This is a genomic window from Owenweeksia hongkongensis DSM 17368 (assembly GCF_000236705.1).
Lineage (GTDB): Bacteria > Bacteroidota > Bacteroidia > Flavobacteriales > Schleiferiaceae > Owenweeksia > Owenweeksia hongkongensis.
This window is the reverse complement of record NC_016599.1, coordinates 1,731,729-1,746,170: the sequence shown is the minus strand read 5'-3', so window position 1 is coordinate 1,746,170 and position 14,442 is coordinate 1,731,729. Positions and strand designations below refer to the sequence as shown.

Genomic DNA, 14,442 nt, shown 5'->3' with positions numbered 1-14,442 from the left:
CTTAACCGAAATGCGAATCCTTAAAATTATAGGGGTACTCTGTGTACTCATTACTCTTGTCTTACTGGGCGGTTTTATTTATGTAAAAACAGCCCTTCCCAATGTTGGTGATGCCCCAGACCTTGTAATTGAGTCAACCCCTGAGAGGTTGGAGCATGGCAGGTATTTGGCTAATTCAGTGATGGGCTGTATGGATTGTCATGCTCAGCGAGATTTTTCTTTATTTGCCGGCCCAGTCGTAGAAGGAACCAGAGGTGCCGGAGGCGAACATTGGGGGCACCATAATGGTTTTGATGGTGAGCTGGTGGCACCCAATATCACCCCTTATGCCCTAAAAGATTGGACTGATGGTGAGATTTACCGAGCGATTACCATGGGTGTGGATAGAGACGGAAATGCCCTCTTTCCCATTATGCCATATTTGAGATATGGGCAATTAGCTGACGAGGACATCTATTCTGTAATTGCTTACTTAAGAAGCACCCCTCCAGTAGTTTCGGTAATACCTAAACGAGAACTGGATTTTCCACTTAATCTGATAGTGAATACCATCCCAATGAAGCAAGAGCAGAAAATGGAAAAGACCACCGTAGCCAATAGAATAGCCCATGGTAAGTATATGTTGACTGCTGCCGCTTGCGCGGAATGTCATACTCCACAAGAAAAAGGGGAATTTATCACCGAGCTAGAACTGGCTGGAGGCTTTGAATTTGTAATGCCAAATGGTGTGGTGTGTCGGTCAGCCAACCTTACTCCATGTAAAGAAACAGGAATTGGCATGTGGAGCTCTCAGGAATTTGTGGATCGCTTCAATGCTTATGGAGAAAACTTTGTTCCACATAAAGTGGGAAAAGGAGAGTATAACACCATTATGCCTTGGGGCTATTACGCATACATGAAAGATGAAGACCTGGAGGCTATTTATGCCTATTTACAAACTCTAGAGTCTAACAGACATTCAGTTGCGAAATATAGTGTGGTTACCTTGGAAGAGTAAAGTGTTTCTCGTTAAGGACTTAGTAAATACCAAAAATCAATACATAGTAATTTGCTATTAGAATATCGTTTCCAATAAAAGTTAGCTATATATGTTTGCGGTATAATCAAAGCGAACAAAAATGAGGTTACCGGTAATAAAGCATATAGTAGATTTTGTTGATCAAAATGACGAGGATTGGGTAGTAGAAACTATCGAGTTACTTGAGCATTTAGCGGAAGCGAAAGGAATAAAGGATGAAGAGCTGGACGTAATCGGAGAAATTCTATCGAATCTTTATGGATCACTGGAAGTAGTGAAACAAGTAAAAGAGGGAGCTTCGCGCAAAGACGCTATGAATGACTTTATGAAAAGGGTGACCGGGTCGATAAACTAACGTTTCAAGTTTTAGTTTTTGAATAGCTATAATCTCTCCCTGAACTCACTCGGGGTGCCACCTTCCATTTTTCTAAAAACTCTTGTGAAATAGTTGGGGTCGTTGAAGCCAGCGGCATAGGCTACTTCTTTGATGCTTATTTCTTGATGGTTACTAAGAAGACTTTTGGCAAACTTTAGCCTTTCTTCAAGAATTAGCTGAACAGGGGTAACTCCATACTCATCCGTAAAGGCTCGATAAAATGTGGATTTGCTCATGCATGCAATTTTGCACAATTCTTCAATCTTGATATCTGAGCTAAGGTGAGTAACGATAAAGTTAAGTACTGCATCAAATGGTGAGCGATTGCTATTTGAGCGGTAATCACGCTGCAGGGTACCAAGATTCTGAAGTTTCAGCATGTGAAGCACTAATTCTCTCAGCATCAAGTCAGCCTGGTATTCTTTAAAGGGGTCATTGCTGGTGAGTACCTCAAGTAGCCGTGAGCTTGTGTTTGCCAGGGCTCTATTATTTTTAATAATCAGTTCATCTGGATTTACTTTCCATTCCGGCTGACTAATGCGGGTGCCTTTCCACGAAGCATTGATAGTATTTACTTGTTGACTAAGGTAGCTGTTGTCAATCACCAAGGCAGTGCATTGTGTAGGTGCGCGCATTTCTGCTTCAGGAAAATCAATTCGCATAAGCGTGTCGGCTGGTGCTACCACGGTTTCTCCAGGCACATATTCAAAATCATCAAAGCCGTCCAGGTGCATTATTTTTTTTCCCCTAAGCATTGAGGTGATGGTAAATCCATCAAACTTCAGATTGAAATCTGAGGCCTTTTGGCGAGTTTCAAACACGTTAAGTTCACAAAAATCAAGACTGAATTTAGAACGGTGCTCCACTAATGAGTGAAGTTGATCGATGTCAGTCAATTTATAAGGAACTATATATTCCACGATGGTGCTTTTCTATTTTACAGATGATGGCTATTTAGCTAATATATTGAATTCTGACCTGCATTATTGATGTGAATAAACCTTTGGGAAGATTGTGCTATGGATTGATAAGATACTCCACTTCATCTGGGAAATAAATTCAGAAAATTGGGTAAATCAAAAAGAAGAAATTATGGAAGCAGCAACAGCATCATTTCCCTTTGTTGGGAAATCAGTTGAGTTTAAACCAAAATATGAGCACTTCATTGGAGGTGAATGGGTAAAACCAAGCAATGGTGAATATTTTGAAAATATATCCCCAATAAATGGACAACCTTTTACTCAAGCAGCCCGGGGTACCAAAGCAGATATTGAGTTAGCATTGGATGCAGCTCATAAAGCTTTTCCTTCATGGAGTAAGACTTCAGCGGCAAGCCGATCTAATATGCTCAATAAAATAGCACAAGTAATAGAGGATAACTTAGAATATCTGGCCACTATAGAAACTATAGATAATGGAAAGGCTATTCGTGAATGTATGGCGGCAGATTTGCCTCTAGTGATAGATCACTTCCGCTACTTTGCCGGAGTTATTCGTGCTGATGAAAGCACTATTTCTGAGCATGATGAAAATACGGTGAGCATCGCTTTGCACGAACCATTGGGCGTTGTTGGTCAAATTATTCCATGGAACTTCCCTCTATTAATGGCCACATGGAAAGTAGCTCCGGCATTAGCCGCAGGAAATTGCATAGTGGTAAAACCAGCCGAGCAAACGCCTACCAGCATTATGTGCCTTATGGAGTTGATCGATGGCATTCTTCCTCCGGGAGTTTTAAATGTAGTTACAGGTTTTGGTCCAGAGGCAGGAAAACCTTTAGCCACTTCACCAAGAGTTGCCAAAGTTTCTTTTACAGGAGAAACAACAACAGGTCGTTTGATTATGCAGTATGCATCGGAAAACTTAGTACCTGTGACAATGGAGTTGGGAGGTAAGTCTCCAAATGTTTTTATGAAATCAGTAGGTGATGCGGATGATGAGTTTTTTGACAAAGCAGTAGAGGGAGCCGTGATGTTTGCCTTAAATCAAGGTGAGGTGTGCACCTGTCCGTCTCGAATGTTGGTGCATGAGGATATTTACGACAAGTTTATGGAGCGCGTAATAGCACGTACCAAAGCCATCAAAATGGGGAATCCTCTTGATCCTTCTACAATGATGGGAGCTCAGGCTTCAAATGATCAGTATGAAAAGATTATGAGCTACCTAAATATTGGTAAAGAAGAAGGCGCTCAGGTACTTTGTGGAGGCGCTAAGTTTTCACAAAATAGTGGACTTGAAGAAGGCTATTATGTGCAGCCAACCATCTTCAAAGGGCATAATAAGATGCGCGTATTCCAAGAGGAAATTTTTGGCCCTGTAGTGGCCGTTACCACTTTCAAAACTACAGAAGAAGCAATAGAAATTGCAAATGACACCATGTATGGATTAGGGGCAGGTCTCTGGACACGCGATGCTCATGAAATCTATCAAGTACCAAGAGCCATTCAGGCGGGCCGTGTTTGGATAAATAATTACCATGCTTATCCTGCTCATGCTCCGTTTGGTGGGTACAAAAAATCTGGGTTTGGCCGTGAAAATCACAAAATGATGCTCGATCATTATCGTCAAACCAAAAACATGCTGATTTCTTATGACAAGAAGAAATTAGGCTTCTTTTAGACTTCAAAATATTTTGTTGTTAAGTTAGGTGAGACATCGACCTCGGTAGCAGTTTGCTACCTGAGGTCGTCTTGCTTTTATTGTATAATCAAAAACAAAAATTATGGTTACGCCCAGAGTTTTAATTACAAAGGAAGCCGAAAAGGTAATGGATGAGTTGAGGGAAAAATATGGTGAATTGATGTTTCACCAAAGCGGAGGATGTTGCGATGGTTCTCAACCCATGTGTTTCGAAAAAGGAGACTTCAAAATAGGAAGTAGTGATGTGTGCTTGGGCACCATTGCGGGTTGTGAATTCTGGATGAGCAAAGATCAATTTGAATATTGGAAACACACCCAGCTTGAAGTTGATGTTACGAATGGGAGAGGTTCTAGCTTTTCATTAGAAATCCCAATGGGTAAAAGGTTTTTCGTTAAATCACATCTTTTTTCTGAAGGGGAAGCAGCCAACCTTTCTCCTTTGACTTATCTTGAAGATTAATAAAAAATGAGCATTTGTTTTGTAGGATAAATCCGCACAAGCGCTCATTTTTTTAGCTTTAAGCAAAATATTGAAATAATTATAAAACATATTATATGTCCTATCGGATCAATTCATTTGAGGAATATAAATCTGAATATCAAAAAAGTATAGATGACCCAGCCGAGTTTTGGGCTGGTATAGCTGAGAATTTTCTTTGGCAAAAGAAATGGGATACCACCTTAGAGTGGGAGTTTGAAACTCCAAAAGTGGAGTGGTTTAAAGGTGGTAAGCTAAATATCACGGAAAACTGTCTGGATCGCCATTTAGAAAAACGTGGCAACAAACTGGCTCTTATCTGGGAGCCAAATGACCCTAAAGAAAGATTTGTTCGCCTTACTTACCGGGAGCTTCATGAAGAAGTATGCAAATACGCCAATGTGCTGAAAAAGCATGGTGCAAAAAAGGGTGATCGAATTGCGCTCTATATGCCCATGATTCCTGATTTGGCTATAGCCGTAATGGCTTGCGCCAGAATAGGGGCTGTGCATACGGTGGTGTTTGCAGGTTTTTCGGCTAGTGCTTTGGCTGATCGCATCAATGATTGTCAATGCAAAATGGTGCTTACTGCAGATGGATTGTATCGTGGCACGAAAGAAATTCCCGTAAAGGCTGTGGTGAATGAGGCGCTAAAAGAATGTACTTCTGTAGAAACGGTGATCGTTTCTGAACGCACCCAGTGGAATGTGAAAATGGAAGAAGGCAGGGATTTTTGGCTTCACCAGGAAGTTGAAACTGTAGATAAAAATTGCCCTGCCGAGCCTATGGATGCTGAGGATATGTTATTTATTTTATACACTTCCGGAAGCACAGGAAAGCCAAAGGGAGTGGTGCATACCTGTGGTGGCTATATGGTATATGCCGGATATAGCTTTGCTAATGTTTTTCAATATGATGAAAGCGATATTTATTGGTGTACGGCTGATATCGGCTGGATTACCGGGCACACATATATTCTTTATGGCCCACTTTTGAATGGCGCAACTACTTTAATGTTTGAAGGTGTTCCTACTTATCCTGGCCCAGGTCGTTTTTGGCAGGTAATAGACAAGCATGGTGTGAATCAGTTTTACACAGCACCTACAGCAATCAGGGCGCTTATGGCCTGTGGTGAAGATCATGTTTTGAGCTATGGCCTATATTCACTCAAAGTGCTGGGAAGCGTGGGTGAGCCTATCAATCAGGAAGCATGGGAATGGTACCACATTCATGTGGGTAAAGAAAAGTCTCCCATTGTAGACACATGGTGGCAAACCGAAACAGGTGGAATTATGATTTCAGGATTAGGCGGTCTTTCACCAATGAATCCTACTCATGCGGGCTACCCCTTGCCGGGAATACAGCCGGTGCTTTTAGATCAGGAAGGGAAAGAGATTACAGAAAATGGAGTGGAAGGTTATTTGGCTATAAAGCATCCGTGGCCCAGTATTTTGCGCACCACCTATGGTGATCATGAGCGTTGCAAAAACACATATTTTAATACCTATAAAGGATACTACTTTACGGGTGATGGAGCCAAGCGCGATGAAAATGGAATGTATAGAATAATTGGTCGTGTGGATGATGTAATCAACGTAAGTGGCCACCGATTTGGCACTGCTGAAATTGAAAATGCCATTAATTCATTAGATGAAATAGTCTCGGAAAGTGCGGTTGTGGGTTATCCACATGATATAAAAGGCCAAGCCATTTATGCTTATGTAATTACCAATAAACCTGTAGAAACCCCTGATAAAATAAGGGCTGAAATAATTGAAGCTGTGGTAGGTGAAATTGGAAAAATAGCTAAGCCTGAAAAAATTCAGTTTGTGAGTGGTTTGCCCAAAACCCGTTCGGGTAAAATTATGCGAAGAATTTTAAGAAAAATTGCAGAAGGTGATACTTCAAGCCTTGGTGATACTTCTACATTGCTCGACCCTGATGTGGTGGATGAGATAAAAGAGGGTGCGTTGTAAAGCTCCGAATATTTAATACGAGAGAAGGGCCATGACTGAATGGCCTTTTCTTTTTGTTCCATTACTTTTGACTGCTCAATACAATCATCATGAAGTACTTATTTTCATTTGCATTTTTCATTAGCGCTATTGCGTCCTACGCTTGCTCCTGCGCCAATCCTGGTAAAATGGATAATAAGCAATATGAGCATTATGACTTTATTGCCACAGGTGTAATTGATGGTATTGAGGAAGATGATGAAGTCAAAATGGTTTTCTTCAATGCGAGTCATTTTTATAAATCAGGAGCGGAACTTAATGACATTGTTTTTACGACAGCTTTGTCTTCTGCTGCTTGTGGTATTTCGCCAAACGTGGGCGAAGAGTGGCTGATTTATGCAACTAGGCACGCTGATGGGCTTCATGTTTCACTATGCAGTCGCTCTATTGTAATGAAGGCCGAGGGTATGTCTGGAATGCCCGATCGTGCGCAGGAAGATTTACTTTTTTTAGAAAATAAAGAGCAGGAAAATGAAAAGTATGTAATTGGTAATATCGAAACCATTCAATCAGAAGCGCTAGGTGAAAGCCGAACTCTAAATATTTATTTGCCGGAAGGCTATAGCGCAGACAGTACTTATCCAGTAATTTATCTTTTGGATGGCTCCGCTCATGAAGACTTTTTGCATGTAGCTGGTCTTCTTCAGTTTTGCAACTATCCATGGCACAAGTTTATGCCAAAGTGCATTTTGGTAGAAATAGAAAACGTAGATAGAAAGCGTGATTTTACCTATCCTTCCAGCGATGAAGATTACAAGAAAAAATACCCAACTACGGGAAGTTCTGCGGCTTTTATGCAATTTATTGAAACAGAGTTGCAGCCATACATTGCAGCCAATTATCCTGCAAATGGAACCGATATGTTAATTGGTCAATCATTAGGTGGACTTTTCGCTACGGAGGTTTTATATAAAAAACCTGAGCTGTTCAATCACTATTTTATTGTGAGCCCTAGCTTGTGGTATGACAATTTTTCTTTACTTGAACAAGAGCCGGCTTTTGCAGCTGATAATTTTGATAAAGAAATTTCAGTTTATGTAGCTGTGGGTAATGAAGGCCGCGTGATGAAGGCTGTGGCTAAAAAACTGTATAAAGAAGTGAAAAGTGCGAATAAAGTAAAAAGTCAGTTTCAATTTTTTAAAGATGAAGATCATGCGTCTATTTTGCATGAGGGACTTTATAGAGGCTTCAAAGGATTTAATGCAAGAATAGCCGAATAGGAGATGATCGAAAAAGCAAAAATATTAGGAGAAAAACTAGGTCTTGAAGCGCACCCTGAAGGAGGATTTTACAAAGAAACTTATCGAAGTAAGGAGGTAATTATACAAGGTAGCCTTGCAGCAAATTTTGAGGGTGAGCGCAATTGCTGTACTGGAATTTATTTTCTACTAACTTCAGAAACCTTCTCGGCTTTTCATCGCATTAAGCAAGATGAAATGTGGCATTTCTATCAGGGTTCGCCATTGTTGCTTCATACATTAGGCCCGGCAGGAGATTACAGGTGTACTGAAATAGGCGCTGATGTCATTAATGGTCAGCACCCACAGTTTGTGGTAGAAGCTGGAACTTGGTTTGGAGCCACGGTTAAAAATCCAGATGATTATTCTTTGGTTGGCTGCACGGTTTCCCCGGGCTTTGATTTTCGTGATTTTGAGTTGGCAAAAAGGGAGAGTTTAATTGATTTGTTTCCCAATCATTCTAAGATAATTTCTTCTCTGACGCGCGAATAATACTTTTTTAATTCGGCTATCTTTCTGCTTCCAAACCGAAATAAATTTGGGTATGAATGGAAAGCAGCATTTTATTCGTTACGATTTTAAACAAATAATGTCAGCCTTTAGAGTGGTCATGATACACGCATTTCTATTTTGCTGCCTTTTTCCTTTGTTTAGCTACTCCCAGTTGTTTAGCAAAAATGCCACGTTAGAAGACCTTAGTTTTCTAAAGGAGTCTATCATTACGTACAACCCCGGGGTTTATCGCTTCAATCCTGACTTTGATAAAAGGGCGGATAGTCTTATTGCAGCTGTAGACAGCGATTTAGATATTCACCAATATTTCACCAATATTTCACCAATATTTCACCAAGATTTCGCAATTATGCGCTTTGAGTAATGAAGGGCATTTTAATGTGGGCGACTGGGAGGATACCGTGCATTATGGTTTTTTGAAAAATAACTACCGCTACTTTCCTTTTTCAATAAAGATGGTGGACGGGAGAGTTTTTATTTGGGACAACTATTCGAATGATTCAAGCCTGAAAAGAGGTGATGAAATAATCTCAATAAATGGAAATTCAATTCAGAGCATTATTGGACGCATGTACAAATGCATTTCTTCTGATGGAAATATTGAGAATAACCTGAGAGTGAGGTTGCAGTCTGGTTTTGCATGGATGTATTATTTGTTTGAGGCCCAGCCAGAATTTTTCGACTTGGCAGTGATAAAATTTTCAAGTCAAACGAAAACCAAAGTAAATGTTGAAGCTTTGACAAGGTCTCAAATGGGTAGTAATTTTTCTTCCCGAAATGAAACTAAAAAAGGAAGTGAGCCGGAAAAAAAAGGAGAACTGTACGATTTAAGTTTTCAGGACAGTGTGGCTTTTCTTGTTCTAAAAACTTTTGACTGGAAAGTGGTGGAGGATGGAAAATATGATGCTAAAAAGTTGTACAAAAAATTGTTTACCCAGATTAAAGAGAATGGAGCTGAGGTTTTAGTAATTGATTTGCGTGACAATACCGGTGGTCGAAACGAATTTGCAATGGAGATGATTCCCTACATCATAAAAGGGAATGACCAAGGTGAGGTTTATAAAACCAGCATTTCATGGAAAGTGAAGAGTAAGACGTATAAGATGCCGAAGAGGAGTAGGTTGGCCTTTGATGGAAAAATATTTACTCTTACTAATGCCTGGACCTATTCTGCAGGAGCTTCCTTAGCTCGCTATTTAGCAGAGTATGGTGGTGCATTCTCTGTTGGCTCAGAAACAGGCAGTAGATACGAAGGATTTGCAGCAGGATCCAAGCAAGCTGTTAATTTGCCCAGCTCAGGTATTAAGGTTGGAATTCCAAGATATGTATATGTCTTTCCAAATTCTAAAAAAGAGATACCTTCCAACCGTGGGTTGATTCCCGATTTCCCTACCTATCCTACATTGGGGACTTATATGGATGAGATAGATTTGGAAATGCAAAAGGTGATTAACCTAATAAAGGATTGTGCAACCTGTCATTTGTGATAATGAATTATGAAGTTAACAAGAAAGGTATAACCAGTCCTTCAATCTTATACAGCGAACGATTGATTTTAAAGCCGGTTTCGGAAGGCCTTCGGGATTATGTGTTTCAGGGTTTGTCAGATCATGAAGTGAGGCACAATATGCAGTTGCCTACTTTGAATACTAAGGAGAAGCAGGACGCGTGGTGGCAAAAATTCTCTGAATGGAGAAACACAGGAAAAGCTGTGCAGTGGTGTGTTTTTGATAAAAAGACAGATAGGTATATAGGCCTTCTGACCATTAAAGAAATTGAAATTTCGGTGTGTAGAGGTGAAATTGGCTATTCAATTTTAAAAGAACATTGGCGCAAAGGCTATGGAAAAGAAGCTGCAGCGCGGGTGCTTCAATATGCTTTTGAAGATATAAACCTTCATACCGTTTTTGCAATGATCTCTCCACAAAATGAGGGCTCACAAAGAATTGTAAGAGGAATGGGCATGATGCAAGAGGCGCATTTTAAGGATATTCACTTTTTTGAAGGTAAGTTTTATGACCTTCTTCAGTTCTCCATTATCAATCCTTCACACCTTAAATAGTAAAGGTCACTACAGTGTGATGTAGCGACCTTTTTGGTTGACCCAAGGGTCAGAAAAATGCAGCATTCACTAGGTTAAAGTTCTGAGCTTTTTTCTATTCACTAAAATGAAATTTTACTTTGTTGAAATCAATACGCATAATGCCGTACATTCTTTCTTTGATCTTTCAGATGTGGGGTAAATATGTAATTTCACAGGGTTTTTAAGTTAACAATTTATATCATGAAAAAGATAATATTGGCTTTAGTTCTAATTTTGGTGGTCATTCAATTTATTCCAGCCTTGCCTGAAAACAGCCCCGAGCCACAATCGAGTCTTTTGATACGAGAAGATATTCCAAAAGATGTGCAATCAATATTGAAATCGGCTTGTAATGATTGCCACTCTAGTTCTGCAATTTGGCCTTGGTATGCGCATGTAGCCCCACTTTCATTTTGGATCGGTGATCATGTGGAAGAAGGGCGTGAGCATTTTAACTTATCAGAATGGGAAAATTATGAGCCAAAGAAAAAAGCACATAAAATAGAAGAGCTTGTAGAAATGGTTGAAGAAAAGGAAATGCCTCTGGAAAAATATGTTTGGCTGCACAGCGAGGCTGAACTTTCTGCAGATCAGCGAGCTACTTTGATAAGCTACTTTAAGTCTCTGTAATTAGAAAAGTATGGTGAAAGTAGTGCCTTCATGCTCTACGCTTTCTACAGAAATTTGCCCGCCCATAGCTTCTACTTGAGCTCGTGTCATAAAAAGTCCCACCCCCTTTGCTTCTTTATGGCGATGAAAAGTTTTATGAAGACCGAAAACCTTATGGCCATGTCTTTTTAGGTTTATACCTATACCGTTGTCAGATATTTTTAAATAGGTTACACCTTTTCCTAATTTCCCTGTAGAAATCCTGATGATGGGGTTACGGTCGGGAGAGCGATATTTGATAGCGTTAGAAAGCAGATTTAGAAAAATACTTTCCAAATAGGGACGGTGGTAAATTATACTGTGAACTTCACTAAAGTCAGTTTCAATTACCGTGTCTGTCTCCAAAATTTGAGCAACTAGAATTTCTTTAGTCTTGCCTAAAACTTCTTCAAAAGAAATCGACTCACGAGTCTGATCTAGGTTCTCCTGAATTTTTAAAGAATCGATGAGGTCATTTAAAGTAGAAGAAAGATGATTCACAACCCGCTGAAAATTCTTGTACACTTCTTCGCGATCTTCCAGTTCATCCACTTGATTGTACATATTTATCAATGTGGTAAGATTGCTCACAGGAGCCCTTAAGTTATGCGAAGCTATGTGGGCAAAATCTCCAAGTTTTTTATTTCGAGCAGTTAGTTTTTCAGTGAGGGCAATTAAGTTGGCTTCTGTTTGTTTTCTTTTGGTGATATCTTGTATTTGAGAAACAAAGTGAAGCGGGTCGCCTGCATCATTAGTGATAATGGAAACGTTCAGTTGCACCCATATTATCTCTCCATTTTTATGAAAATAGCGCTTCTCTATTTGATAATGATTCCGCTTTCGATCAATCACTTCCTGAAGTAAATCCAAGTCGAGACGTAAGTCTTCAGGGTGTGTTATGTCTTGAAAAGTGGTGGCAAGCAGTTCGTCATTGCTGTAGCCTAGTATATCGCAAATCTTATTATTAACCCTGATCCATTTACCCTCCAGCGATACTAGTGCCATTCCGATAGATGAATATTGAAAAGCCCCTTTAAACTGTTGTTCACTTATTTTTAGGTCATCCTCAATTTTCTTTTGCTTGCTAATATCTATATGACAACCTATCATTCGAACAGGATTGAAATCTTCGTCCCATTCTACTACTCGGCCTATAGCTTGCACCCAAACTGTTGATCCATCTTTGTGTTTATACCTTACTTCTATCCGGTGAGGTATTTCTCCTCGGCTTTTTACGTGCTGTTCAAAGTTTTTGTACAGTTTATCCAGATCTTCAGGAAAAATGATTTGTTCCCAGCTTTCAATGGAGGTGAGCATTTCCTCGTCTTGGTAGCCAAACATTTTCTTGAATGCAGGACTGAGGTACCCAGTGTTATCCTTAAAATTCCTAACCCAATAACCGGCTAAGGTATCGTCCAGTAGTAGTTTGTAGTAATTGTTTTCGGCAAGCTGCCAGTCTGGTTTTTTTTCCATAAAAAGCTCAACGTGGGTTGAAGCGTTTAAAGGTAATTTAATTAGGAAAGAGCTACAATGTGATTATCTTTAAGGAGTGGGTTTGCCATCTCGCTTCAGGGCTATGACTGTGTGTTTAAATCAGCAAATACTCGTGCCAATTCATCGGGAGTAAGAGGCTTCACATAAAAGTTTACAACGTTACCATAGCTTTTGCTTTTCTCCATATCCTCATTACTGGTAGAAGAGGTAAGAATGGCCACTTTTTGAGATAATTTATCGGTCAGCATTTTGTCCAAAAATTGCCACCCATTCATTATAGGCATATTAAGGTCTAAAAAGATGATGTCAGGATTGAAGTCATTAATACCATTAAAGGCTTCCGCGGGGTCGGTAAATTCCTTTACTGTAGCATCCGGCTTCCTTATTTCTATGAACTTTCTCATTATGAAGTTTGAGATGTCCTTATCATCTACGAGCATTATTTTCATGATGGTATTTGTTTGGTATTAGTAGGTTTTTCAGCTGTTAATATTACTTCCTTTAAGGCAATGTCTAGTTCGTCTGAAGACTGAACGAGTTTTGGCAGTATTTCCTCTTTTAAAGCATCAGCACTATAGTAAGGTGATATTTCCATCAGTCCCAATATTCGCGATAGGGGCTCGCGCACTTGATGGGCATTTAGTACAGCAATTTTTCGAAGCTGCTTATTTTGCTGCTCTAAGTCATTGGTTTGCCGCGAAATTATTTCGTCCTGATGCTCAATGATTGTTTGAATTTCAGAATTTCTTTCTTGAATTGTAACCAACGCATTATTGAGCTCATCATTTTTAGAGGCTATTTGATCAAACAATAAAATCTGCATGAGCTTAGACTCTAGTATCTCAATAAAAAGTTTGATGTAAGGCACCTCTCTTTCTAAAAAAGATTGGCTGGCGTTAGCGACCAAAGTGAGGGTTATACCACTTTGATCAGAGTTATTAAACTGCCATCCCCAAGCTTTTAAATCCTTTGCTGGAATTTGTAAAGCTGTCGCATATGTTTCAAGTTCTGATAAATCCCAAACCCGAGGAATTCCTTTTCTCTGAAGCTCTACCTCATGTGGGTAAAGCTCCGGAGAATCGGATATAATAGCTGTGCTTTCCTGAGAACTAACATTTATGTGAATCCATTTTTCGCCAAGAAAAGAACTTATCCGCAAATATTTATAGTCAAAAAGGTACTTGGCCTTTATTTGTAGGCATTCACGAAGTTCATCGAGAGTGCTAGTTCGTGCCAGGCTACTCGAAAATTGCGAAAAGGCTTCGTAAGTTACCCTATATATTTGCTGGTGCTGATTCACAGGAGCTCATTTGGAAATTACATTTCAGCTTCAAGTAATTCGTTGTCTACCTTTATGCCTGAAACATCGGCAATGGTGTTGAGCATATTTACCAAATCCGCTTGAGCCATAAGCTCTTGAATTTCATTGTTAGAGAAACCTGCCTCTTGCAACTTTGCAAAATCTTTTTCATCTACATCCTGAGGATTTAGTGCAGCTTTGGTAACCACACTAATTGCCGTTTTGTAGCTGGCTGGTATATGTGGTGAGTCCATATCTTGACTAGGTTTGAATCCTGGCTCCTCAGAAAGCATAGAGGCCATACTGTCGGCAAATATGCCATGTGCGTGAGCGCAGTATTGGCAACCTCTAAGTTTTGAAACGTTGTAAATAATAAGTTGCTTAAGTACATTAGGCACATCTCCCTCCATAAGGGTAGACTTTAGCTTTGCCCAGTTTCCTTTTAATAGGGTAGCATTATTCCCTTGACATTTAAACCAGTTTAGTACAAAAGGTAATTGCAGCGTTTGCATCGTGTCGTCATAAATAGCCTGAATGGTTTCGGGAGCATTTTGATATTCAACAATGCCATAGCGACTTGCGCCAAGAGTAGTAGTGTTCATGATAATTTGGAGTATTTGAGTTTTTAAATTATTTCAA

The 14,442-nt window shown here is 39.7% G+C and carries 16 protein-coding genes; 11 read left to right on the top strand and 5 right to left on the bottom strand.

The window, feature by feature from the left end; all coding sequences use genetic code 11:
- The first annotated feature begins 10 nt into the window (after positions 1-10).
- Both OWEHO_RS07965 and OWEHO_RS07960 read left to right on the top strand, forming a co-directional pair.
- Complete coding sequence (locus OWEHO_RS07965; RefSeq protein WP_014201962.1) at positions 11-997, top strand: c-type cytochrome; 987 nt, start codon at positions 11-13, stop codon at positions 995-997.
- Positions 998-1,118: 121 nt separating this feature from the next.
- On the top strand, positions 1,119-1,373 hold the full coding sequence (locus tag OWEHO_RS07960; protein ID WP_014201961.1) for a DUF6952 family protein: 255 nt from the start codon (positions 1,119-1,121) through the stop codon (positions 1,371-1,373).
- A gap of 26 nt (positions 1,374-1,399) precedes the next feature.
- Here OWEHO_RS07960 and OWEHO_RS07955 read toward each other — a convergent pair whose 3' ends face one another.
- Positions 1,400-2,314, bottom strand: coding sequence for an AraC family transcriptional regulator (locus tag OWEHO_RS07955; protein WP_014201960.1), 915 nt, complete (start codon positions 2,312-2,314; stop codon positions 1,400-1,402).
- A 172-nt stretch (positions 2,315-2,486) separates the two neighbouring features.
- On the opposite strand from OWEHO_RS07955, the gene OWEHO_RS07950 reads away from it, so the two are divergent.
- The 9 genes from OWEHO_RS07950 to OWEHO_RS07910 all read left to right on the top strand — a co-directional run bounded on the left by OWEHO_RS07950 (position 2,487) and on the right by OWEHO_RS07910 (position 10,991).
- Entirely contained in the window at positions 2,487-4,013 is a 1,527-nt protein-coding gene (locus tag OWEHO_RS07950) for an aldehyde dehydrogenase family protein (protein ID WP_014201959.1), read from the top strand.
- Between the two features lie 103 nt (positions 4,014-4,116).
- A complete protein-coding gene (locus OWEHO_RS07945; RefSeq protein WP_014201958.1) occupies positions 4,117-4,494 on the top strand; it encodes a DUF779 domain-containing protein in 378 nt (125 codons plus the stop codon).
- A 95-nt stretch (positions 4,495-4,589) separates the two neighbouring features.
- Positions 4,590-6,488: an acetate--CoA ligase gene (acs, locus tag OWEHO_RS07940; RefSeq protein ID WP_014201957.1), complete on the top strand. Its 1,899-nt coding sequence runs from the start codon at positions 4,590-4,592 to the stop codon at positions 6,486-6,488.
- Positions 6,489-6,577: 89 nt separating this feature from the next.
- Positions 6,578-7,747 (top strand): alpha/beta hydrolase-fold protein, encoded by a 1,170-nt coding sequence (locus OWEHO_RS07935; RefSeq protein WP_014201956.1) that lies wholly within the window; start codon positions 6,578-6,580, stop codon positions 7,745-7,747.
- Positions 7,748-7,750: 3 nt separating this feature from the next.
- Positions 7,751-8,257, top strand: coding sequence for a cupin domain-containing protein (locus tag OWEHO_RS07930; RefSeq protein ID WP_014201955.1), 507 nt, complete (start codon positions 7,751-7,753; stop codon positions 8,255-8,257).
- Between the two features lie 52 nt (positions 8,258-8,309).
- On the top strand, positions 8,310-8,642 hold the full coding sequence (locus OWEHO_RS07925; protein WP_014201954.1) for a hypothetical protein: 333 nt from the start codon (positions 8,310-8,312) through the stop codon (positions 8,640-8,642).
- Positions 8,635-9,765, top strand: coding sequence for a S41 family peptidase (locus OWEHO_RS07920; protein ID WP_014201953.1), 1,131 nt, complete (start codon positions 8,635-8,637; stop codon positions 9,763-9,765). The genes OWEHO_RS07925 and OWEHO_RS07920 overlap by 8 nt, the downstream gene beginning before the upstream one ends.
- Positions 9,766-9,767: 2 nt before the next feature.
- Positions 9,768-10,340 (top strand): GNAT family N-acetyltransferase, encoded by a 573-nt coding sequence (locus tag OWEHO_RS07915; RefSeq protein WP_014201952.1) that lies wholly within the window; start codon positions 9,768-9,770, stop codon positions 10,338-10,340.
- A gap of 222 nt (positions 10,341-10,562) precedes the next feature.
- The gene (locus tag OWEHO_RS07910) at positions 10,563-10,991 is read left to right on the top strand and encodes a heme-binding domain-containing protein (protein WP_014201951.1); all 429 of its coding nucleotides are present in this window, start codon (positions 10,563-10,565) and stop codon (positions 10,989-10,991) included.
- Here the strand turns inward: OWEHO_RS07910 and OWEHO_RS07905 are convergent, their stop codons facing one another.
- The 4 genes from OWEHO_RS07905 to OWEHO_RS07890 all read right to left on the bottom strand — a co-directional run bounded on the left by OWEHO_RS07905 (position 10,992) and on the right by OWEHO_RS07890 (position 14,405).
- Positions 10,992-12,482 (bottom strand): sensor histidine kinase, encoded by a 1,491-nt coding sequence (locus tag OWEHO_RS07905; protein WP_014201950.1) that lies wholly within the window; start codon positions 12,480-12,482, stop codon positions 10,992-10,994.
- Positions 12,483-12,583: 101 nt separating this feature from the next.
- A complete protein-coding gene (locus OWEHO_RS07900; protein WP_014201949.1) occupies positions 12,584-12,952 on the bottom strand; it encodes a response regulator in 369 nt (122 codons plus the stop codon).
- Entirely contained in the window at positions 12,949-13,803 is an 855-nt protein-coding gene (locus OWEHO_RS07895) for a hypothetical protein (protein ID WP_014201948.1), read from the bottom strand. Before OWEHO_RS07895 ends, OWEHO_RS07900 begins: the two co-directional genes overlap by 4 nt.
- Positions 13,804-13,820: 17 nt before the next feature.
- A complete protein-coding gene (locus tag OWEHO_RS07890; protein WP_014201947.1) occupies positions 13,821-14,405 on the bottom strand; it encodes a carboxymuconolactone decarboxylase family protein in 585 nt (194 codons plus the stop codon).
- Between the last annotated feature and the right edge of the window lie 37 nt (positions 14,406-14,442).

Excerpts from the sequence above, each read along its gene's own strand:
- OWEHO_RS07890 (WP_014201947.1), bottom strand. The coding sequence starts at position 14,405 with ATGAACACTACTACTCTTGGCGCAAGTCGCTATGGCATTGTTGAATAT.
- OWEHO_RS07925 (WP_014201954.1), top strand. The coding sequence starts at position 8,310 with ATGAATGGAAAGCAGCATTTTATTCGTTACGATTTTAAACAAATAATG.
- OWEHO_RS07965 (WP_014201962.1), top strand. The coding sequence starts at position 11 with ATGCGAATCCTTAAAATTATAGGGGTACTCTGTGTACTCATTACTCTT.
- OWEHO_RS07950 (WP_014201959.1), top strand. The coding sequence starts at position 2,487 with ATGGAAGCAGCAACAGCATCATTTCCCTTTGTTGGGAAATCAGTTGAG.
- OWEHO_RS07905 (WP_014201950.1), bottom strand. The coding sequence starts at position 12,482 with ATGGAAAAAAAACCAGACTGGCAGCTTGCCGAAAACAATTACTACAAA.
- OWEHO_RS07935 (WP_014201956.1), top strand. The coding sequence starts at position 6,578 with ATGAAGTACTTATTTTCATTTGCATTTTTCATTAGCGCTATTGCGTCC.
- OWEHO_RS07960 (WP_014201961.1), top strand. The coding sequence starts at position 1,119 with ATGAGGTTACCGGTAATAAAGCATATAGTAGATTTTGTTGATCAAAAT.
- OWEHO_RS07915 (WP_014201952.1), top strand. The coding sequence starts at position 9,768 with ATGAATTATGAAGTTAACAAGAAAGGTATAACCAGTCCTTCAATCTTA.
- OWEHO_RS07900 (WP_014201949.1), bottom strand. The coding sequence starts at position 12,952 with ATGAAAATAATGCTCGTAGATGATAAGGACATCTCAAACTTCATAATG.
- acs (WP_014201957.1), top strand. The coding sequence starts at position 4,590 with ATGTCCTATCGGATCAATTCATTTGAGGAATATAAATCTGAATATCAA.
- OWEHO_RS07945 (WP_014201958.1), top strand. The coding sequence starts at position 4,117 with ATGGTTACGCCCAGAGTTTTAATTACAAAGGAAGCCGAAAAGGTAATG.
- OWEHO_RS07910 (WP_014201951.1), top strand. The coding sequence starts at position 10,563 with ATGAAAAAGATAATATTGGCTTTAGTTCTAATTTTGGTGGTCATTCAA.
- OWEHO_RS07930 (WP_014201955.1), top strand. The coding sequence starts at position 7,751 with ATGATCGAAAAAGCAAAAATATTAGGAGAAAAACTAGGTCTTGAAGCG.